The 21,127-nt window shown below is 57.0% G+C and carries 23 protein-coding genes; 7 read left to right on the top strand and 16 right to left on the bottom strand.

Going from position 1 to position 21,127, the window contains the following annotated elements; all coding sequences use genetic code 11:
- Positions 1-2: 2 nt before the first annotated feature.
- The 11 genes from flgJ to I6L46_RS03660 form a co-directional block, all read right to left on the bottom strand.
- Positions 3-1,076: a flagellar assembly peptidoglycan hydrolase FlgJ gene (flgJ, locus tag I6L46_RS03710; protein WP_201992780.1), complete on the bottom strand. Its 1,074-nt coding sequence runs from the start codon at positions 1,074-1,076 to the stop codon at positions 3-5.
- Between the two features lie 43 nt (positions 1,077-1,119).
- Positions 1,120-2,217: a flagellar basal body P-ring protein FlgI gene (locus tag I6L46_RS03705; protein WP_005350664.1), complete on the bottom strand. Its 1,098-nt coding sequence runs from the start codon at positions 2,215-2,217 to the stop codon at positions 1,120-1,122.
- 8 nt (positions 2,218-2,225) lie between these two features.
- Complete coding sequence (gene flgH, locus I6L46_RS03700) at positions 2,226-2,897, bottom strand: flagellar basal body L-ring protein FlgH (RefSeq protein ID WP_005350662.1); 672 nt, start codon at positions 2,895-2,897, stop codon at positions 2,226-2,228.
- Between the two features lie 14 nt (positions 2,898-2,911).
- On the bottom strand, positions 2,912-3,700 hold the full coding sequence (gene flgG, locus I6L46_RS03695; RefSeq protein ID WP_005334158.1) for a flagellar basal-body rod protein FlgG: 789 nt from the start codon (positions 3,698-3,700) through the stop codon (positions 2,912-2,914).
- Positions 3,701-3,714: 14 nt separating this feature from the next.
- Entirely contained in the window at positions 3,715-4,461 is a 747-nt protein-coding gene (gene flgF / locus I6L46_RS03690) for a flagellar basal-body rod protein FlgF (RefSeq protein ID WP_005334159.1), read from the bottom strand.
- Positions 4,462-4,603: 142 nt separating this feature from the next.
- Positions 4,604-5,941 (bottom strand): flagellar hook protein FlgE, encoded by a 1,338-nt coding sequence (gene flgE, locus I6L46_RS03685; protein WP_042052946.1) that lies wholly within the window; start codon positions 5,939-5,941, stop codon positions 4,604-4,606.
- 10 nt (positions 5,942-5,951) lie between these two features.
- Complete coding sequence (locus tag I6L46_RS03680; protein WP_042052947.1) at positions 5,952-6,692, bottom strand: flagellar hook assembly protein FlgD; 741 nt, start codon at positions 6,690-6,692, stop codon at positions 5,952-5,954.
- A gap of 15 nt (positions 6,693-6,707) precedes the next feature.
- The gene (flgC, locus tag I6L46_RS03675) at positions 6,708-7,127 is read right to left on the bottom strand and encodes a flagellar basal body rod protein FlgC (RefSeq protein ID WP_005350658.1); all 420 of its coding nucleotides are present in this window, start codon (positions 7,125-7,127) and stop codon (positions 6,708-6,710) included.
- On the bottom strand, positions 7,127-7,525 hold the full coding sequence (gene flgB, locus I6L46_RS03670) for a flagellar basal body rod protein FlgB (RefSeq protein WP_005334169.1): 399 nt from the start codon (positions 7,523-7,525) through the stop codon (positions 7,127-7,129). The genes flgC and flgB overlap by 1 nt, the downstream gene beginning before the upstream one ends.
- A gap of 295 nt (positions 7,526-7,820) precedes the next feature.
- Entirely contained in the window at positions 7,821-8,645 is an 825-nt protein-coding gene (locus tag I6L46_RS03665; RefSeq protein ID WP_005350656.1) for a protein-glutamate O-methyltransferase CheR, read from the bottom strand.
- 17 nt (positions 8,646-8,662) lie between these two features.
- Positions 8,663-9,574: a chemotaxis protein CheV gene (locus tag I6L46_RS03660; protein ID WP_005334174.1), complete on the bottom strand. Its 912-nt coding sequence runs from the start codon at positions 9,572-9,574 to the stop codon at positions 8,663-8,665.
- A 144-nt stretch (positions 9,575-9,718) separates the two neighbouring features.
- On the opposite strand from I6L46_RS03660, the gene flgA reads away from it, so the two are divergent.
- The 3 genes from flgA to I6L46_RS03645 all read left to right on the top strand — a co-directional run bounded on the left by flgA (position 9,719) and on the right by I6L46_RS03645 (position 11,227).
- Positions 9,719-10,402: a flagellar basal body P-ring formation chaperone FlgA gene (gene flgA / locus I6L46_RS03655; RefSeq protein ID WP_216978005.1), complete on the top strand. Its 684-nt coding sequence runs from the start codon at positions 9,719-9,721 to the stop codon at positions 10,400-10,402.
- Between the two features lie 91 nt (positions 10,403-10,493).
- Positions 10,494-10,814, top strand: coding sequence for a flagellar biosynthesis anti-sigma factor FlgM (flgM, locus tag I6L46_RS03650; protein ID WP_005334177.1), 321 nt, complete (start codon positions 10,494-10,496; stop codon positions 10,812-10,814).
- Complete coding sequence (locus I6L46_RS03645) at positions 10,811-11,227, top strand: flagella synthesis protein FlgN (RefSeq protein WP_040066163.1); 417 nt, start codon at positions 10,811-10,813, stop codon at positions 11,225-11,227. Before flgM ends, I6L46_RS03645 begins: the two co-directional genes overlap by 4 nt.
- A gap of 36 nt (positions 11,228-11,263) precedes the next feature.
- Here the strand turns inward: I6L46_RS03645 and yfcE are convergent, their stop codons facing one another.
- Positions 11,264-11,806 carry a phosphodiesterase gene (gene yfcE / locus I6L46_RS03640; RefSeq protein WP_216977424.1) on the bottom strand — a complete coding sequence of 181 codons (543 nt, stop codon included), beginning with the start codon at positions 11,804-11,806 and terminating at the stop codon, positions 11,264-11,266.
- A 10-nt stretch (positions 11,807-11,816) separates the two neighbouring features.
- Positions 11,817-13,460 (bottom strand): peptide ABC transporter substrate-binding protein, encoded by a 1,644-nt coding sequence (locus I6L46_RS03635; protein WP_216977423.1) that lies wholly within the window; start codon positions 13,458-13,460, stop codon positions 11,817-11,819.
- A 156-nt stretch (positions 13,461-13,616) separates the two neighbouring features.
- On the opposite strand from I6L46_RS03635, the gene I6L46_RS03630 reads away from it, so the two are divergent.
- A complete protein-coding gene (locus tag I6L46_RS03630; RefSeq protein ID WP_216977422.1) occupies positions 13,617-14,516 on the top strand; it encodes a DMT family transporter in 900 nt (299 codons plus the stop codon).
- A gap of 19 nt (positions 14,517-14,535) precedes the next feature.
- On the opposite strand, the gene rsuA is transcribed toward I6L46_RS03630, so the two are convergent.
- A complete protein-coding gene (gene rsuA / locus I6L46_RS03625) occupies positions 14,536-15,228 on the bottom strand; it encodes a 16S rRNA pseudouridine(516) synthase RsuA (RefSeq protein WP_069555270.1) in 693 nt (230 codons plus the stop codon).
- A 168-nt stretch (positions 15,229-15,396) separates the two neighbouring features.
- On the opposite strand from rsuA, the gene I6L46_RS03620 reads away from it, so the two are divergent.
- Positions 15,397-16,596, top strand: coding sequence for an HD-GYP domain-containing protein (locus tag I6L46_RS03620; protein WP_216977421.1), 1,200 nt, complete (start codon positions 15,397-15,399; stop codon positions 16,594-16,596).
- A 17-nt stretch (positions 16,597-16,613) separates the two neighbouring features.
- On the opposite strand, the gene I6L46_RS03615 is transcribed toward I6L46_RS03620, so the two are convergent.
- Both I6L46_RS03615 and fsa read right to left on the bottom strand, forming a co-directional pair.
- A complete protein-coding gene (locus I6L46_RS03615) occupies positions 16,614-16,793 on the bottom strand; it encodes a hypothetical protein (protein ID WP_005344504.1) in 180 nt (59 codons plus the stop codon).
- Between the two features lie 131 nt (positions 16,794-16,924).
- Positions 16,925-17,578: a fructose-6-phosphate aldolase gene (fsa, locus tag I6L46_RS03610; RefSeq protein WP_158111122.1), complete on the bottom strand. Its 654-nt coding sequence runs from the start codon at positions 17,576-17,578 to the stop codon at positions 16,925-16,927.
- A gap of 128 nt (positions 17,579-17,706) precedes the next feature.
- On the opposite strand from fsa, the gene I6L46_RS03605 reads away from it, so the two are divergent.
- Positions 17,707-18,603 (top strand): glycyl-radical enzyme activating protein, encoded by an 897-nt coding sequence (locus I6L46_RS03605; protein ID WP_216977420.1) that lies wholly within the window; start codon positions 17,707-17,709, stop codon positions 18,601-18,603.
- 4 nt (positions 18,604-18,607) lie between these two features.
- Positions 18,608-21,040: a formate C-acetyltransferase/glycerol dehydratase family glycyl radical enzyme gene (locus I6L46_RS03600; protein WP_216977419.1), complete on the top strand. Its 2,433-nt coding sequence runs from the start codon at positions 18,608-18,610 to the stop codon at positions 21,038-21,040.
- Positions 21,041-21,127 lie beyond the last annotated feature (87 nt).

The following is a 21,127-nucleotide window of genomic DNA, read 5'->3' as shown; positions in this document are numbered from 1 at the left end:
CGTTACAGCTCCATCTCGTTGTATTGGGCAATGGCATCACTGCGCAATACCTGTTTCAATTTTCTGGCGTAGTGCGGGTCGGTGGCATAACCCGCCTGTTGCAGCGCCTCAAAGTAGCGATCGGGACTATCCACCTTCGCCAGGGCTCCCTTGTAGCGAGAGCCGGAAGTGAGGAAGTCCACATAGTCGTTGAAGCTCTCTTCAAACGACTCATAGGAGCGAAATGCCGCTTTCTGGCGGGAGGCGACGCCTTGCTCATACTCGAGCGTGCTGACCACCGCCTTTGGCCCTTCCCAGCGTGGATCGGCCTTGATGCCAAACAGGTTATGGGTCACCTGCCCCTCGCCATCCTTGATCACCCGCTTGCCCCAACCGCTCTCCAGTGCCGCCTGAGCGACCAGTACCGCCGGGCTTAACCCCAACTTGTCGGCCGCTTTCTTGGCTAGCGGCATCAGGCGATTAACGAACTCTTCCGGTGTATCGAACTCTTTGCCCCCACTACCGGTGGCACTGCCCTCTTCGCTGGTCATGCGTCCCATGGGCGGAATGCTGCGGTGCGGTCGACGGGGCATAGTGAGTGCGTGGCTCTCCTTGACCCCCTCGGTCATCTCTCTTTCAGCAAAATCTTTGCCAACTTTTGATGCCGCGATCAAATCATCGGCAGCGGCCGTGGGTGGCTGATAGGGTTTGTAGGTCCGTTCGGTACGCTGCGGCATCTTGAGCACCCGTCCATCCTGATGGGTAAAGGTCTCGGGAGAGAGCTGCTTGGCCACCATGTCAGCCAATCCCAGCCCTCCCTTGCTGGACATGTCGGCAACCCGCTGCTCATCAAGCATCCCTTCATAGAACTGGGTATAGCTGCTGTTCATCGGGTTGTCCTGAGTCAACACCCCGTTGGCCTGACGCATGCTCTGAAACAGCATCTGGGTAAAGATTGACTCGAACTGGCGTGACGCACTCTTGAGCGCTTCGGCCTGCCCTTCTTTGCTTTGGCTCATCTGGCGCAGACGGTCCAGGTTCTTGATGTCCTGTACCATCCCGAGATTCATGCCGCTGTTGCTGTCAAACTCCGCCATTTTGCTTACCTCATTGCCACCCGTGGCAACCACTTGCCGCTTGTTACAATATGACCAGTTGCCCCTCGATGGCGCCTGCCTGCTGCAGCGCCTCAAGGATGGCCATCAAATCACCGGGGGCGACCCCGACCTGATTGACCGCCCGGACCAGATCGTCCAGGGTCGCACCGGTATCAAACTTGAACATCCGCCCCGGCTCCTGCTGGACATTGATGGTCGAGTTGTTGGTCACCGTCGTCTCTCCTCCCGCCAACGGGTTGGGCTGGGAGACCTGCTGGTTTTCGGCGATGGTCACCGTCAACCCGCCATGGCTGATGGCCGCCGGTTTGAGCTTGACTTGACTGCCGATCACTATGGTGCCGGTGCGGGAGTTAACGATGATCTTGGCCGCCTCGTTGGCCGGATCCACCTCCAGATTCTCGATGGTGGCGAGATAGGAGACGCGCTGACCCGGATCCCGCGGGGCATAGACCTTGACCGAGGTAGCATCGAGCGCCTGAGCGGTATTGGGCCCCACCAGATCGTTGACCACATCGGCCAGACGGCGCGCTGTAGTAAAGTCGGGTCGGTTAAGGTTGAAGGTGATGGTGTCCCCCTGACTGAAGGAGTTGGGCACCTCCCGCTCCACGGTCGCACCGTTGGCAATCCGCCCGACGGTCGGGGTATTGATCACTACCTTGGAACCGTCAGCCCCCTCGGCCCCCAGACCACCGACCACCAGACTGCCCTGGGCAACCGCATAAACCCGCCCATCGAGCCCTTTCAAGAAGCTTTGCAGCAGAGTGCCGCCCCGCAGGCTCTTGGCCTCGCCGATGGCAGAGACCGTCACGTCGATGGTCTGGCCCGGCTTGGAGAAGGGGGGCAGGTCGGCATGGATCGCCACCGGCGCCACATCCTTGATCTTGGGCTTGATGTTATCCGGCACCTTGATGCCAAAATTGTTGAGCATGGTACGGAAGGTCTGCTCGGTGAAGGCGTTGTTCTTCTCGCCAGTGCCGGGCAACCCCACCACCAGACCGTAACCAATCAGCTGGTTGTTACGCACCCCTTCAACCGAGCTGATGTCCTTGATCCGGGCCGCATTGGCTACACCCAAGGGCAGCAGACAGCAAAGCAGAGTGACAAGACGGAGTGACTTCATAACATCTCCTAGAGCGGCCACCAGGGACCATTGAAAAAGCTGGTAAGCCACCCTTGCTCCTGGCTATTGGCCAGATCGCCGGTACCACCGTAGTAAATGCGGGCATTGGCCACTTTCTGGGACGAAACGCTGTTATCAGATGTCACATCCTCCGGGCGAATAAGGCCGGTGATCCGGATATATTCATTGCCATTGTTGAGCATGATCCACTTCTCGCCGCGCACCACCAGATTGCCGTTGGGCAGCACCTTGGCCACGCTGACCGAAATATTGCCCTGCAGGCTGTTGCTCTGATCCGCCTTGGCCTGGCCCTTGAACGCGCTGTCTTGAGCAATGGAGGCTGAGAGATCATAGGGGCTGGCGGTCACGGGCACGCCACCCAACTTGACCGGGTCCAGATTGAACTTGTTATTCTTGCCACTCTGGGTATTGGCCTTTTTCGAGGCGGAGGTCGACTCCGACAACTCGATGGTAATGATGTCGCCTACCTTGTGTGCCTTGATATCCGAATAGATGCCATTGACCTGATCCGGCTGGAAAATCGCCCCTGTCGGTCGCACCGACACCGGCTCCGACTCCCCGTAGACGGGGGAAAACTCGGGATCATCAGGCTTGGGCGTATTGGGAGTGCTGCTACACCCTCCCAGCACCAGCAATCCCAGCATCCATACGGCTTTCATCATGCACCTCCTAATTAGGTACGCTGGATCAGGAAGGACATCATGCCGTCCACGGCGGAGAGCACCTTGGAGTTCATCTCGTAGACCCGCTGAGCCTGAATGAGGTTCACCAGCTCTTCGGTCACGTTGACGTTGGAAGTCTCCAGCATCCCCTGCTTGATCACCCCCAAGCCATCGGCACCGGCAGTCCCCTGAGCGGCAGCACCACTGGATTGGGTCTCGACAAACATGTTCTCCCCCATCGGCTGCAAGCCGCTGGCGTTGACGAAGTCGGAGATGTTGATCTGACCGACGACCTGAGAAGCGCCATCGCCCTTGAGCTGCACCGAGACCTGACCATCTTCACCCACCGTAACGCTCTGGGCGTTTTCCGGGATCTGGATTTCCGGTTGCAGCGGGTAGCCATTACCCGGGGTCACGATGGTCCCTTCATCGTTGAGGGTGAACTGACCGTTGCGGGTATAGGCCGCACTACCATCCGGCAGCTGAATTTCAAAGTAACCACGACCACTGATCATCAGGTCCAGCGAGTTGTCGGTGGTTTGCACGTTGCCCTGGCTGTGGTTTTTCTGGGTCGCCACCACCTTGGCACCCGCCCCCAGCATCAGGCCGGAGGGGAGCTCGGTATCGGCAGAGGAGCGGCCACCGGGCTGGTTGATGTTTTGATACAGCAGATCTTCAAAGATGGCCCGTGACTTTTTGAAGCCCACGGTGCTGGCGTTCGCCAGGTTGTTCGAAGTGACCGAAATATTGGTCTGCTGTGCATCCAACCCGGTCTTGCTGATCCAGAGTGCGGGATTCATAGGTAACTCCTTGATTAGCTGATTCGCAGCAGTTGGGTTTGAGCTTCATCATTCTCTTCGGCCGTCTTCATGATTTTGACCTGGGTTTCAAACTGGCGTTGCAGCCGGATCAGGTTGGTCATCTCATCCACCACATTGACGTTGCTCCCCTCAAGGGAGCCGGCAATCAGGCCGACATTGGCAGAGGCGGGTTCATTCTGACCATCCTTGCGGCGAAACAGACCATCTTGCCCCTTCTCCACCGCATCGGCGGCCGGGTTGACCAGCTTGATCCGCTGGAAATCTTCCGGCAAGTTGGCGGCAGCCCCTTCCGGTCGACCGCTGATGGTGCCATCCCGATTGATCTCGAGTTTCTCCATCGGCATCGGCAGCACGATGGGCTGACCACCGTCATCCACCACATTCAGACCGGTCGAGGTCTGCAAATTGCCGGTCGCATTGACCTGCAAATTCCCCATGCGGGTATAGGCCTCACCGCCCTTGGGATCCTGAACGGCAATCCAGCCAGGACCATCCACCGCCACGTCCAGATCCCGTCCGGTGGTCATCAGCATGCCATGCTGCAAGTTCTGACCCGGACGCTCAGCCATGGCAAAGACCCGGCTTGGCAAGCCCTCTCCGAACGCCTGCATGCTTCTGGCCTGCTCAAAATCAGACTTGAAACCGGTGGTATTGGCATTGGCAAGGTTGTTGCCCCGAACAGCCAGGCTGTTCATGGTCTCTTTGGCCCCAGACATGGCGATATAAAGCAGGTGGTCCATGGAATTCTCCGTCAAACAGATGACTCTGACAGGAGAAATGCAATTAGAGTGCCAACAGCAGAAATATGGGGGGAAGGAGGATGGGAATGCGACAGAAACAGAGAGGGGGCCAAGCCCCCTCTCATTATCATTTATTGCGCGATTAACGGATCTGCAGGATGGTCTGCTGCAGCGAACTGTTGACCTCCAGAGAACGGGAGTTGGCCTGGAAGTTACGCTGGGCAGTGATCAAGTCCACCAGCTCCGAGGTCAAATCCACGTTGGACTGCTCCAGCGCTGAAGATTTTATGCCACCAAACGTACCTGAATTAGGAGTGCCTGGCAATGCATCCCCTGAGAGCAAGGACTGCCGCCAGGATGTATCGCCAACCTGAGTCAATCCTTGCGAGTTGGCAAACTTGGCCAGCGCAACCATAGCCACTTTTAACGTCGTAGCATTACTGTATGTGGCAGAAACAACACCGTCTGGCGTAATTTCAACCTTTGTTAGACGGCCCACTGTCGCACCATCCTGAGTCAATTTGTTGACTTCAAAAGGTGAGTTGTATTGGGTAACAGTCCCAAGACGAATTTCCAACGTCTGAGTCGGATCTGCACCATTATTGATAATCCCTGCTCCACCAGCGCCATTGCCCAACGCAACAGTCTTGATAGGCGCAACCGGTATGGTTGTATCCAGCTTACCCGAGGGAGTAAATGTCATCTGCAGACCAGTGGGAATACCTGCACCTGGACTCGCCGTACCACCATTAATATTTATAGGCTTGTCTCCTTCATACATGAACATACTCCAAGTTCCCGGGTTCAAAGGCTGCCCCGCATTGGCCGGATCTTCATGGCGGACAAAATACTTGGTGATTGTATGGGGAGCACCAAGGGAATCATAAATAGTTACAGATGTTGAATGAGCATATGTTGACGAGTTAGTGCGATCAAAATTAGCGGGTAAAGTAGGCTTTGTTTTACTATCGATACTCAAGTTAAAACTTGCCTCCACCAATGAAGTCATTTTAGGCTCACCAGCCCTATCAGGTATTTGAATAGGCTTGGTCGCATTAATACTGACCGCCTTGGGCGTACCATCAGGATTAATTTCATAGCCTTGCAGGTAATGGCCCTGATTGTTGACCATATAGCTGTTTTCATTGAGCTTAAAGGCGCCGGCACGGGTATAGGTGCGATCCAGGTTGGTCAGGCCATCGGAGGTCACAAAGAATCCATTCCCCTGAATCGCCAGGTCCAGCGCGTTATTGGTAAATTGCAGCGCCCCCTGGTGGAACTGCTGGGCAACCGCACCGGTCGCCACACCGTTACCGACCTGAGTCTTGGCATTGACAAAGATGGAGTTGGCGTAGACATCCGCAAACTCGGCACGGGACTCTTTAAAGCCCATGGTGTTAACGTTGGCAATGTTGTTAGCGGTGACGTTCAAGTCTTTTTGTGCCGCGTTGACACCGCTCAAGGCATTGTTAAATGACATATCCAGCTCCTTAGATCGATGCTGTCGACGTGGTTTTTGACGGTGTAACCGTCGGATTTGAATTGGTGCCTGAAATTTGCAAAATATTGTTCAGATATTCGCTCCCCAGCCCTCTCAAGTTGAGGCGGGTCGGGTTGGTGGCATTGCCCAAGGCAACGCTATCCACTTTGGCATAAGCGTATGCAGCAATATTTTCCGACTTGCCATCAAGAGTACCGCTGGCTTTGACGACATACTTGCCTGCAGAAACTCGGTTACCAGCCTTGTCTGTACCATCCCAAGCAACTTCTACGTTACCTTTTTGCTCTCCTTCCAGAGGAAACTCTTTGATAACTTGTCCCTTTTCGTCTTCGATAGTGATTTTGATATTCGCATATTTATTAGTAGTGCCAACCGCTACGACTGCTGATAGTGGCCCCTCTTTGTCTAAATAGCTTATATTGCTTGGCAGTAGCACATTTTGACCTACCAAAGAGGATGCTTGCAGGGCTTGACTGGAAATCATCTGGTCATTGAGTTTCCCCATCTGGGTAGACAAACTACTAATCCCCTCCGAAGTTGACATGGACGCCATTTGGGAAAGCATCTGGGCATTGTCGACAGGCTTGAAGGGGTCTTGATACGATAATTGCATTGTTAGCAGCTTCATAAATGAAGCCTGATCCAGCTCTTTCTTCGGCGCCGTTGTGCTGCCTGTCGTCTGGGTCGTGGTACGGCTGATGCCGTTCACATTATTGGTTGTATCGACCATGCTGCATCCCTCCTATCAGGACTTGCCAAGCTGGAGCGTCTGCTGCAGCATCTTCTTGGCCGAATCTGCAACCTGTACGTTGGTCTGGTAGCTGCGCGAGGCGTTGATCATGTCGGCCATCTCTTCAACCATGTTGACGTTTGGCTTGAAGATAAAACCGTCTTTATCCGCCATCGGGTGGTTGGGGTTGTACTCCTTGAGCAGTGGCGCCTTGCTCTCGACAATCCCCTTCACCTCAACCCCGACCGAGCCCTGCTTGTCAGACATCGCCTGATCGAGCTGGGCGGCAAAGACTGGCCGCCTGGCGTGGTAAGTATTTTCCACACTGGAGCTGACGCTGTCCGCGTTGGCCATGTTGCTGGCAACCGTGTTGAGGCGCACTGACTGTGCGCTCATAGCCGAGCCTGCTATGTCAAAGACCTTGAACAAACTCATCACTGCTCTCCTTTCAGGGCCTTGAGCAGGCCACTGATTTTGCTATTCATAAATTCAAGGGAGGTTTGATACTCGAGGCTATTGCGCAGAAATTCGCTGCGCTCCTGCTGCACATCGACTGTATTGCCGTCACCGGTATCCGGTTGCAGCGGGTTGCGATATTGCACGGTACCTGGGGCGTCCATATTCAAGGCAAAGTGCTTTTCGCTGGTCGTTGCCAAACCAAACCCCTGATGCGACTGGGCCTCCTGCAATGCCTGAGCAAAATTGATATCCCTGGCTTTGAAGCCCGGGGTATCTGCGTTGGCAATATTGCTGGAAAGCACCTCAGCACGCTTGGCGCGAACGCTTATGGTGTGTTGATGCACACCGAATGCCTTGTCAAATGAAAGAGCCATAGCACACCTCCTGCTTGGTTTATTTTGTTTGCAAGAGGCGTGCCATAAGCAAATCACTCAGATCGATGGTTTGGGTATGAGCACATTTCAGACCGAAAACGGCAGGAGCATCTCGTGCATTGAGTCAGACGGCATCATTTGGCCACCTTAAGGTTTCAACCACTTTTGCAGTGGCGAGATATGGTAGGTAAATAGAAAGACTGAGCTGTAGATAAAGAAAGAGGGAGGCTCGTAGCTTCCCTCTTTGCATGAACTGGCAATATTCGGCAGACCCCGAATATCAGGGCCCTCAAGCCTATTTGACCTTGTAGACAATCCCCGGATTACAGCGGATCATCTCAAACCGATCGGTCAACCCGGCCAGTGACTCCGACGCTCCCAGCATCAGATATCCACCGGGGTTGAGACTGGCAGCAAACTGGTTGAGGATCTTCGACTTCACTTCCGGCGCAAAATAGATGAGCACGTTACGGCAAAAAATAATGTCAAACTTGCCGAGCAGACTATAGCTCTCCAACAAGTTGAGTGGCCGGAAGGTGGTCAATTTTCTGACTCGCTCGGCAACCCGCATCTTGTTGTCACCGTAAGGCTCAAAAAACATCTTCTTGCGCTCCGGTGACAAACCGCGCGCCAGAGCAAGGCTATCGTAAACGCCTTCCTTACACTGATTGAGCATGGTCGTCGAAATATCCGTCCCGACAATCTGCACGCCACCAGGCAAGGTACCCGGCTTTTTCATCTGCTGCTCCAGTGCCGTCATGGCAATGGAATAGGGCTCCTGACCTGACGAGGAAGCGGCTGACCAGATCTTGATGGGGCGGCCACTTTTCCCCAACTCGGGGAAAATCTTGTCAGTAAGAAGCTGAAACGGGTAAGTATCACGAAACCAGAGGGTCTCGTTGGTCGTCATGGCATCTACTACGGCCATTTTCAGGTCACGCTCTCGCACACTCATTGCACGGGTAACCAGATCAGACAGACTCTCGATGCCAAACTGAGCCATCAAAGGTGAAAGACGGCTCTTCACCAGATACTGTTTGTTATCCCCCAGCACAATTCCGCTCTGTACCGCCAGAAAGTTGCTGAACTGTTTGTATAAGTCGTCCGAAAGTGTCTTCATGCAGCTGTTCTTCTTTATTAGAGTGCGTTTTGTACGGCCTTGGCCAATTCATCAGGCTGGAACTTGGCGATAAAATTGTTCGCACCAACTTTCTGCACCATTGCCTGGTTGAATACTCCACTGAGCGAGGTATGCAGAATAACATGCAAATCCTTGAGATTGGGATTATTCCGGATCTCGGCAGTGAAGGTATAGCCATCCATTTCCGGCATTTCGATATCCGAAATAACCAGCGCAACCTGATCCTTGATAGGACCATTTTTGGTCATTTCCAGCAGCATGTTCAATGCTTCGCGGCCATCTTTTGCCAACACGCACTCGACACCGATGGCCTCAAGCGCACGTTGTACCTGTTTGCGTGCCACTGAGGAGTCATCCGCAACAAGAACAGGACGCCCCAGAGTCGGGTGGTCGACACTGGCCTGAACCAGCTCCTCACTAACATCCGTTGCAACCGGCGAAATTTCGTTCAATATCCGCTCAACATCAAGGATTTCGACCAACTCGCCATCGACTTCAGTCACGGCTGTCATGTAGTTGATGCGACCCGCACCTTTGGGCGGAGGCAGGATGGATTCCCAGTTCATATTGATGATGCGCTCGACCGAATGCACCAGAAAACCCTGAATAGAGCGGTTGTACTCGGAGATGATAATGAAGCATTTGCTCAGATCATCAATCGGGCGTTTACCAACTGCCATGCTGAGATCGATGACCGAGATAGTCTGGCCACGAATATGTGCGACCCCGCGGATGCAGGAGTTCAATTTGGGCATCACGGTCAAGGGGGGACACTGCAACACTTCACGCACTTTGAATACGTTGATGCCAAATCTTTGACGTCCATTGAGACGAAACAACAACAACTCCAGCCGGTTTTGCCCCACTAGCTGGGTACGTTGGTTGACCGAGTCCAGGATACTGGCCATAAACACTCCCTAAAAACGCTTGGCATTAATCATGCATGCGTGATGGATTGCGTCAGACTATCGATGTGACAACGAACAGATTCTGAAGCAATCATAGTTAAATATGGTGATATGCGTGAACAACTTATCGACCAACGAGCGAAAATGATTAACCGACTTTTACTCATCAGCCTCTTTTTTGGCAGCATATCTTCCAGCTACGCCTCGGACGTCACTACTTATCTGCAAGAAAAGGCACAAGAGTTCGTTTACAGCCAGCTGGATATTCCGTTGGATGCCAGAGCCGAGGTCACCTCTGCCACGCTGGATGAACGGCTCCCACTGACCCGCTGCGAAGATCTGCTCACTATCAGCTTACCAGCAAAAATGGAAATTCGCCGTAATACAACAGTTTACCTTAAATGTGAGGAAGAGAGGCCCTGGGACGTCTATCTCCCGGTGCGGGTCAGCATTCAAAAACCCTATGTCACTGTGACCAACCCCATCGCCAAGGGGGACCTGCTGAGTGAAAGCCAGCTGGTGTTGGCCTATCAGGATCAGACCCTGATCCGCGGCGACTACCTGACTGACACAGCCCCTCTTGTCGGAGTACGCAGCAAGCGGGAGCTAAAACCGGGGCAACCCATCCGTTTGAGCCAGGTTTGTGTCGTGTGCAAAGGGGATCAGGTCACCCTGACGGCAGAAAATAGCAACTTCCAGATCAAAACCATGGCCCGAGCCTTGCAAGATGGCAGCTTCGGAGAGATCATCAAACTCATCAATATTCGCTCCGGCAAAACCGTTGAGGGTAAAGTCAGTGCAGTAGGTGCCGTATCGGTCACTTTTTAAATCCGGATCCTTGACAACTTTTTTCTAAAGTTTTGATCTGCCGCGCCGATAAACAGGTAAGCAAACCTTAAAGCAGACGAAGGTAACTAAAATGGCCATCAACAATATCAACAACTTGGCGAATAATCGGTTGCAAAATACCGCTAATAGCCAGGGGACAGGCAGCAAGTCAGTCACCTCATCGCCCGAAAACAAAGCGGCTACTGTCAAGCTGGACTCCGTCTCCTTGACCAGTGAGGCGCAACAATTGCAAAAGATGCAACAAAACCTCAATACCGCCTCGACCGGCAATGAGAGCAAGGTCGAACGGCTGAAAAAAGCCGTCGCGAGTGGTGAATATCAGGTTAACAGCGACGCTGTGGCCAAGAAGATGTTCAGTTTCGAGGCCAATCTGGACAAAGTTCTGGGATGATGGATTTACCTTCGTTACTGCACACCCAAGATGATTACCTCAGCCAGATGCAAGGCATTCTGGAAGAAGAGTTCAGCTTGCTCGAACAGCATCAGGCACTGGCCCTGCCCGCACTGACCGAGCGCAAACAGCAGTTGCTTGCTGCGATAGAAACTCTGGACAAGACACTGGCAGAGATGCCGGAACTGGCACTGCAGCTGGCAGCCTATCCCGACGAGATGGCGCAGCTTCGTGCAAAACTGGATGCCTGCCAGGCACAAAATGATATCAACGGTCGATTGCTTGAATTGAGCATCGTCTCCAACCGTCGTCTGGCAACCTTTCTGAGTCAGCTGCGCGATCGCAACAGCCTGACCTATGACGCCAAGGGTAACACTCGCTCTGGCACCCGCTCCTACGGTATCAAGGCCTGACATCTCTTATCAGGCCTTGCATTTTTGCTCTCCGTTTTAAAGCTCCAGTCGCAACAGCTCTCGCCCGTCCTCACACGCATTGACGCGCAGTACTCCGTCCTCATAGCTCCCGTAACTGGCAGGCAACTCGCCGCGCGGGAAACAGATCGACCCCGGGTTCATCAAGATCCGTTCTCCCTGCCACTCCAGCACCGGCACATGGGTGTGACCGCTCAGGAAAAGACTACCCTCCGGCAGTTGTACCTCGTCCGGGCGATAAAGATGACCATGGCTGACAAACCAGCGCCGCTCATCGACCAGCAGCTGGTTGTAGGGGGCGGTGATGGGAAAACGCAACAGCATCTGATCCACTTCGGAATCACAATTGCCCCGCACCGCGATGATCTGCGGTGCCAACTCGTTGAGCCGATCGGCCACTGCAGCCGGGTTATACCCCTCCGGCAGAGGATTACGCGGGCCATGGTTGAGCAGATCGCCGAGCAGCAGATAGTGATCCGGCTGCCAGGGCTCAAGTTGGGTCAGCACCCGCTCCAGCGCAATGATGCTGCCGTGGATGTCGGAAATGATGGCAAGTTTCATGAAATGCTCCTCACTGCGGGCTGAAATAGAGATCCTTGGTGGCAATCGTCCCTTTCAAATTCTGGCTGGGCAGCCCTCGCAGCGCGGGATCGACCAGTCTCATCTGATTGTAATGATACACGGGGAGGATCGGCGCCTCCTCAAGCAGCAACTGTTCGGCATGCCGGTAGAGTTCAACACGGCTCGCGCTGTCCAGCGTATTGGCTGCCTGCTCCAGCAACAGATCAAAATCGGGATTGCAGTAGCCGCTCTCGTTGCGCAGATCCTGACAACGGAAGCTGCCCAGCATGGCTGACGGCTCCACGTAATCGCCAAACAGAAAGCTTCTGGCCACCTGAAAATCACCGCTATCCTTGGCCACCTGATAGGCGCCCCACTCCAGACTGTTGAGAGTGACCTGTACCCCCACCCCCAGCTTCTGCCACATGGCGGCAATGGCCATCGCCATCTGCTTGTGGGTTTCTGCGCTGTTGTAGGTAATGCTCAGCTTGAGTGGATTGGCACTGTTATACCCGGCCGCTGACAGCAGCGCTGCCGCTTTGGCCTGGCGGGTTGGCATATCCTCAAGCGCCACAGGCAATATCACCCGGGGGTAACCCGGCATCTCCGGCAACAGCGACCATGCCGCCTGTTCATCCTGCCCGCTCACCGATCCAATGAGCTGCTGTCGATCAACCGCCATGGAGAGCGCCTGACGCACCCGCACATCCTGCAGTTCGGGTCGCTTCAAATTGAACGCATAGAGATAGGTGCCAAACAGCGGCAAGCCCCAGAGCCGCTCCGGAGACTCGCGCTTCATCTTCTGGTAATAGCCGAGGGAGACCTTGTTGGTGAGCTGGATTTCACCAGCCTCATAGCGCAGCCGTTCGGCATGTTGCGAGGTGATAGGCAGATAGGTGACCCGTCCGATACGGGTGTGAAGGTCATCCCAGTAGTGGATGTTGCGCTCGGCTTCTATCTGCTCGTTTGGCGTCCAGCTTGCCAGCCGGTAAGCACCATTGCTCACCAGCTTGCCGGGCTCGGTCCATTGTTTGCCAAATTTGGCTATCGCCTTCTGGTTGACTGGCACAAAGGGGCGCTGACTGATGAGCTGCAGGAAATAGGGAGCCGGCCGCTCCAGGGTGATTTTCAGGATCTGATCGCTTTGCGCTTCAATGCCCAGATTGCCGAGCTCCAGCGCGCCGGCATAGATGGATTGCGCATTGTTGATCCCCGTGGCCAGCAGCAATCCGGCAGAAGGGGAGTTGATGGCCGGATCGAGCAGACGGCGCCATGCATAGACGAAATCAGCGGCCACCAGCGGCTCGCCATTGGACCATTTCAGTTGGGGGCGCAGGAAAAATCGCCACTCCAGCCCATCTTCACTCACCTCCCAGCGCTGGGCCTGAGCGGGGACGATATTCCCCTGCCCATCATCACTGACCAGCCCTTCAAACAGATCGACCAGTACCGCCTCCCCCGGAAAACCGGAGCGCACCAGTGCCGGATCCAGCGACTCCGGCTCGGCACCGTTGCCCTTTACCAGGGTTTGCCGATCGGCAAGCAGAGGCTGCTGCTCAACGGTGGTGGCATGGGCCAGTGGCCCTGCCAGCACGGCAAGCAATAGCGGGGAGAGCCAGCGTTGCGCCAGCTTGGGGAAGAAACCATACCTCATGACAAAACCTCGAATAAAACCACTGCAGGAGGGGAAGGCCGACGGCGCGCCTGATGAATGCCTGATGCCGCTCTTGTTATCCCCGAAAACGCCCCGTATTGTATCGGGCTTGCCCGGGAGATGGAGTCTTTCGGGTTAATTTTTTCAGGAGTTTTTATGGGTTATGAGTGGCTGGCCCTCGCGTCGGCCAGTTTATGGGCAATTGCAGCGTTAATTTCGGTCAAACCGGCCCGTCATCTCGGCGCATTTGCCTATAGCCGCTGGCGCATGTTTCTGGTCAGCCTGATGCTCGGCACCATGAGTCTGCTCACCGGTGGCTGGCAAACCCTCACCGCAAGCGCCCTGCCCCTGCTCGCCATCTCGGGGCTGGTCGGCATCTTCGTGGGCGATACGGCGCTGTTTGCCTGCATGAACCGGTTGGGGCCAAGACGCAGTGCCCTGCTCTTCTCTTGCCATGCGCTGTTTTCCGCCCTGCTTGGGATCTGGCTCTTTAATGAACAGCTGACGGGCTGGCGACTGCTGGGGGCCATGCTGGTCTTTGCTGGCGTGATGCTGGCAATCCTGTTTGGCAGACGCAGTAGCAGCAACGAGTGGGAGCAGATCCGTGGCAATCTGGCGCTGGGAATTGGCCTTGGCCTGACGGCGGCACTGTGTCAGAGCGTGGGAGCCATCATCGCCAAGCCGGTGATGATGAGTGGTGAGGTGGATGCGGTGAGTGCATCGGGTATCCGGATGGGCAGTGCCCTGCTGGCCCACTGCGTCCTTCGGCTGGGGCGCTTGCCGCTGGCCATGCCGCTCAAACCGGTCAATCGCCAGATCCTCGCCATGATTGCCACCAACGGTTTTCTGGCGATGGGGCTGGGGATGACGCTGATCCTAATGGCGTTGCGGCAGGGCGAGGTGGGCATGGTGGCCATTCTCTCCTCCACCACGCCGGTACTGCTGCTGCCGCTATTGTGGTGGCACTCGGGGGAGCGGCCATCCATTGCCGCCTGGGCGGGGGCACTGATTGCCACCCTGGGCACCGCGCTGGTGCTGGGCTTCAGCACTCACTGACACCCGGCACCATCCCAGATCAGAACAGGGCAATCTCCTCAACGGTCAGCTCGCGGTATTCACCGGGTGCCAACTCTTCATCCAGCGTCAGGCCGCCCACCCGCTCGCGATGCAAGCCAACGACCTTGTTGCCGATGGAGGCAAACATCCGCTTGACCTGATGGTACTTGCCTTCATGAATGGTCAGGCGGGCCTCGCACTCGCCTAGAATTTCCAGCTGGGCAGGACGAGTTTTATCGGTCTCGTTACGCAGGTAGACCCCTTCGGCGAACAGCGCGATCGCATCCGGGCTTACCGGATCGGCCAGCCAGACGTGATAGGTCTTGGCACACTCGTGACGCGGTGAGGTGATGCGGTGGGACCATTGACCATCGTCGGTCACCAGCACCAGACCCGTGGTATCGAGGTCGAGGCGACCCACTACGTGCAGCTTGCCCATCGCCGGTTCATCCATCAGGAAGAAGACGGTCGGGTGATCCGGATCCTCGTTGGAGCAGACGTAACCTTCCGGCTTGTGCAGCATGAAATAGCGGTTGCGCTGCTCCAGCGTCAGCAGCACGCCGTCAAACTCGATCTGGCTCTGCTCATTGATATGAAAGGCGGGCTGCTTGACCACAATGCCATCCACCATGACCTCGCCCTGACGGATCAGTTTGCCTGCCAGCGAGCGGGTCAAATCGGAACAATCGCACAGAAATTTATCAAGCCGCATTCACAACCTCGGAGTCCAACAAGTAAAGGGGCGTCATTATATCGGGCGGGGGCGACAACGCCACTGTTAAGGGGTTGCCAATTATGACGAATTGGTCATCCGATGTTACACTTCTCCGGTGTGACCCATCCGAACGATACTCATAATAATAAGAGTCAGGAAGCCCTCATGAAGTCTCAAGCATCCTATCCCGTCATTCCCGTCAACCAGCTGAAACCCGGCATGTATGTCATTGCTATCGCCAGCCAGACAGGTGGGATGGAGATCGCCCAGATGGGCTTGGTGACCAGCGTGGCGCAAATTGCCAATCTGGTGCGTCAGGGGGTACTCACGGTGCGCATCGATCTGGCTCGCAGCAAACTGGGCAGTGCCGAAAGTGACGCCGTTACCTCCCCCGATCTCAATGCCAACAGCGCCCAGGTAGGGCGCCGGGCCAGTGCCAACGGCGAAGGACGGGAGCTTAAAATCCGCCGCCTCTATCAGGAAGCGCGCGAGCTGCAAGGCAAGTTCATTCGCCATCTCAAAGCGGGTGAACCCATCGACATCACCCCGCTGGCCGAAGTCGCCGAAGAGATGGTGGACACCATGTTCACCCACGGCGATGCCATGCTCTGTCTGGCCCGTATTCGCGCCAAGGATGCCTACCTGATGGAGCACTCCATGAACGTGGCCATTCTGCTGGCCAACTTCGGCCGCTATCTGGGACTGGAACGCAGCGTGCTCAAGGAGCTGACCCTGGGTGGCCTGCTGCACGACGTGGGCAAGATCATGACCCCGGACGAGGTGCTCCACAAACCGGGCAAACTGACCGATGAGGAGTTCGCCATCATGCGTCAGCATGTGGTGCACAGTTACGAGATCCTCAGCAATACCCCTGGCATCACCCCCACCATGCTGGAAGTGGCCGCCAACCACCACGAGCGGCTCGATGGCTCCGGCTACCCGCAGCGACTCAAGGGGGAGCAGCTCTCTCTCTATACCCGGATGAGCGGCATCGTCGATGTCTATGATGCCATCACCGCGGATCGGGTCTACAAAGCAGGTATGCAACCGACCCAGGCCTTCCGCATTCTGCTCAAGGGGGTCAATCAGCACTTTGATGCCGAACTGGTCACCAAGTTCATTAAGTGCATGGGGGTCTATCCGGTGGGAACCTTGGTACAGCTCTCAAACCAGCGCCTGGCTATCGTGATGCAGCGCAACGAGCAGCAGCCGCTCAAGCCGGTGGTCAAGGTGATCTATCACGCCACCCAGCGTCACTACCTTGATGTGCAGTGGCTGGATCTGGCCAAGTCAGGGGTGCAGGAGAGCATCGAAAACACGGTCGACCCCAAAGAGTTTGGCATCAACCTCGCCAACTTCTTCTAATCCCTCACCTCGGATCTTCATGATTGGCGCTGGCTGTCGAGCCAGTGCCGGATCAGAAACTCCTCATCCAGCGGCGAGAGATCAAAACGCAGGCTGGCCTCTTCAATGGCGGCGATATCGTGCTGGTGATGCTCGCTGAGCCAAAGCACCGCACGACGCAAATCTTCACCATGGGGGAGCAGCAGATGGTCGCTCATGGGATACCTCCGGTAGACTGCAGGGCGGCCCGCGAAGGTGGCCACCTGTTTCCAGTCTAGTCGGTCAATCCCCATCACCCGCGCTTCTTCACCCTCCCCCCTCAATCACTGCAATCAGCTTGCCACCGGGATCAGCGACCGAAAGCGCGCTGCCAATCCTGATCGAACTTCACCAGCGCCGCATCCACCGCCGGCACGTTCAGCAGCTGCTCGGCCACATCGAGCGGCAAGGTGATCGATTGGCAACCGGCCAGCAGGCAGTCGAGCGCCTGACGGGGAGTGCGGAATGACGCCGCCAGCACCTTGCTGTTCGGTGCGTGCAGCACAAGCAGCTGTTGCAACTCCTGCACGGTGGCGATGCCATCGCCCCCCTGGGCATCCAGCCGGTTGACATAAGGTGCGACATATTCCGCCCCCGCCACCGCCGCCAGCCAGCCCTGCAGCGGGGTATAGACAGCGGTGCCCAGGGTCGGCACACCGTTGGCGGTCAGGCTCTTGATTGCAGCCAGCCCCTCTGCGCATACCGGGATTTTGATCACCAGATCCGGGTCCAGCTCACGCAGGGCAAATGCCTCGCGCACCATCTCGGTTTCGGTTTTGGCCATCACCTGGGCAAACAGGCGCGCCTTGGGCCCCAGCACATCGCGCAGGGCGGGCAGCAGCTCGCGAAGCGGCAATCCCCCGGCGGCGGTAATGGAAGGATTGGTGGTGACACCGGCCAACGGCAGGATCCGTGACCAGCGACGCACTGCCGCCACATCGGCGGTATCGAGATACAGCTCCATCTCTGACTCCTTAACGGGATGTTCAATATGTCGCCATTCTAGCGAAAAAACATCTGCAAATAGCTTGATCGAAATCAAATCAACTTTCGAATGAAAGCAAATAGAATGAAAAAACAAAAGGAGGCGGTATGATTTTCGACCTGCAACGATATTCAACTCACGATGGCCCCGGCATTCGCACCCTGGTGTTTCTCAAGGGGTGCTCGCTGGCCTGTCTGTGGTGTCAAAACCCGGAAAGCCGCTCTCCCAAGCCGGACATACTACTCGACCGGCGCCAGTGCATCGAGGGATGCCAGCTCTGCAGCCAGGCTTGTCCGGCAATCTTGCGTGACAGCGAGGGCATCCAGCTCAGCCGTTCTGCCCTCAAGGCCGATGATATGGAACGGCTGCGCGGCCTCTGCCCAAGCGAAGCGCTGCAGGTGTGCGGCCGCGATGAAACCCTGGACACCCTGATGGACACCATCTTGCGGGATCGCCCCTTCTTCGAGCGCAGCGGCGGTGGCGTCACCCTCTCCGGTGGCGAACCGTTTATGCAGCCCGAATTTGCTGCCAACCTGCTGGCCCGCTGCAAGGCCGAAGGGCTGCACACCGCGGTCGAGAGCTGCCTGCATGTGCCCTGGCACCAGATTGAGCCAAGCCTCCCCTCATTGGATCTGCTGCTGGCGGATCTCAAACACGTGGATAAAGAACGCTTCTTCCACTGGACCCGCGGCAAGGTGGAGCTGCCCATCGCGAACCTCAAACGCCTCGCCGAGCACGGCGTGCCGATGCAGATCCGGGTGCCGCTCATTCCCGGCTTCAATGCCGACCGCGCATCGATCGAAGCCATCACCGACACCGCAGCCAGCCTCGGCACGGTGCAGGAGATCCACTTCCTCCCCTACCACACCTTAGGCGTGGGCAAATATGCCCTGCTGGATCTGCCCTATCAGGCGCCAGAGACACCGCTCGACGACCCCGATTTACTCCACTTTGCCCATGCATACGCCCAACGTCAGGGGCTGCCCCCTGTGACCAGAGGATAAGATCATGACCCAGCTCGACCTCAATACCCTCAGCCCGCGGATCCGCGCCCACAAAGAGAGCCTGATCCACATCGTTCAGCCGCCGGTCTGCACCGAGCGAGCCCGCCACTACACCGAAGCTTATCAGGCTCATCTCGCCCGGCCGCTGCCGGTGCGCCGCGCGCTGGCGCTGGCTCATCACCTCAAGGAGCGCACCATCTGGATCAAGCACGACGAGCTGATCGTCGGCAATCAGGCCAGTCAGGTACGGGCGGCGCCGCTGTTTCCCGAATACACGGTGAGCTGGATTGAGAAGGAGATCGACGAGCTGGCAGACCGTCCCGGCGCCGGTTTTGCGGTCAGCGAAACCGACAAGGCGATCATCCACGCCCTCACCCCCTTCTGGCGCGGCCAGACGGTGCAGGATCGCTGCTTCGGCCTCTTTACCGACGAGCAGAAAGCGCTGCTGGAGAGCGGCATCATCAAGGCCGAGGGCAACATGACCTCGGGGGATGCCCACCTCGCGGTCAACTATGAGGAGCTGCTCACGCTGGGTCTCGATGGCTTCAAGGCCAAGGCGGCCGAGCGCCGCAGTCGGCTGGATTTGGCGGATTGGGCCGATCTGCAGTGCGAGCAGTTCCTGCACGCCGTCGCCATCACTCTGGATGCGGTCAGCGATCACATCTCGCGCTACGCCGCACTTGCCCATGATATGGCAGCACAAGAATCTCGCCCCGAGCGCCAAAGCGAACTTGAGACCATCGCGCTCAACTGTGCCCACATCGCCCACCAGCCCCCCGAGACCTTCTGGCAGGCGCTGCAGCTCTGCTACTTCATCCAGCTCATTCTGCAGATCGAATCCAACGGCCACTCGGTGTCGTTTGGCCGGATGGATCAGTACCTCTACCCCTGGTATCGCCGCGAGGTGGAATTGTCGGAATCCCTGCCTCGGACGCGCGCCATCGAACTGCTGCAAGGGTGCTGGCTCAAGTTGCTGGAGGTGAACAAGATCCGCTCCGGCACCCACTCCAAGGCCTCCGCCGGCAGCCCGCTCTACCAGAACGTCACTATCGGTGGCCAGAACTGGCGGGATGGCAGTGCCAATGATGCTGTCAATGGCCTCTCCTACGCGATTCTGGAGTCCTGCGGCCAGCTGCGATCCACCCAGCCCAACCTCTCGGTGCGCTACCATGCCGGGATGAGCGAGGATTTCCTCGACGCCTGCATTCAGGTGATCCGCTGCGGCTTCGGCATGCCCGCCTTCAACAATGACGAGGTGGTGATCCCAGAGTTCATCAAGCTCGGGGTAAGCGTGGAGGATGCCCACCATTACGCCGCCATAGGCTGCATCGAGACCGCCGTGCCCGGCAAGTGGGGCTACCGCTGCACCGGCATGAGCTTTATCAACTTCGCCCGCATCCTGCTGGCGGCGCTGGATGGCGGCCGCGATGCCACCACCGGCAAGGTATTCCTGCCCCAACCCCAGTCGCTGCGAGACGGGAGTTTTGGCAACTTTGACGAAGTGATGGCCCGCTGGGATGAGCAGGTGCGCTACTTCACCCGCAAATCCATCGAGATCGACTGCGTGGTCGACAGCGTGCTGGAGGCTCAAGCCCATGACATCCTCTGCAGCACCCTGGTGGATGACTGCATCGAGCGCGGCAAGACCATCAAGGAGGGGGGCGCCGTCTATGACTGGGTCTCCGGTCTGCAGGTGGGGATCGCCAACCTCGGCAACAGTCTGGCAGCCCTGAAGAAACTGGTGTTCGAGCAGGGTGTGGTGGATCAGCACGAGCTGGCTGCTGCGCTGGAGCAAGATTTTGCCGGACTGGCGGGGGAGCAGCTGCGCCAGCGCCTCACCAATGCCGCCCCCAAATATGGCAACGATCTGGACGAGGTTGACCTGCTACTGGTGCAGGCCTACCAGAGCTACATCGACGAGCTCAAGGGACTGCACAACACCCGCTTCGGCCGCGGCCCCATCGGCGGTACCTACTATGCGGGCACCTCCTCCATCTCCGCCAACGTGCCCTTCGGTGCCGCCACCATGGCCACCCCGGATGGTCGCCATGCCCGCACGCCGCTGGCGGAAGGGGCCAGCCCCTCGTCGGGTTCGGATCGTCTCGGCCCGACGGCGGTGTTCAACTCCATCGGCAAGCTGCCCACGGCGGCCATCCTCGGCGGGGTGCTGCTCAACCAGAAGCTGAGTCCGGCGAGCCTTGAGAACGAGCGGGACAAGGCCAAGCTGATGAGCCTGCTGCGCACCTTCTTCGAGGTGCACAAGGGGTGGCACGTGCAGTACAACATCGTCTCGCGGGAGACCCTGCTGGCGGCCAAAGCCAATCCGGATCAGTACCGGGATCTGGTGGTACGGGTGGCGGGCTATTCAGCCTTCTTCACCGCCTTATCCCCGGATGCGCAAGATGATATCATCGCCCGCACCGAGCACAGTCTCTGACGGGGCGCACCCATGGCGCCAGTGACGTCATATGATTGGCAAGCCACCCCACGGGTGGCTTGCCGCTATCCACCACCTTCTATGTGA

The sequence above is a fragment of the Aeromonas sp. FDAARGOS 1416 genome (genome assembly GCF_019048085.1).
In the GTDB taxonomy this organism is placed as follows: domain Bacteria; phylum Pseudomonadota; class Gammaproteobacteria; order Enterobacterales; family Aeromonadaceae; genus Aeromonas; species Aeromonas veronii.
The sequence above is the reverse complement of the archived record's forward strand: the minus strand, read 5'-3'. Positions and strand labels throughout refer to the sequence as shown.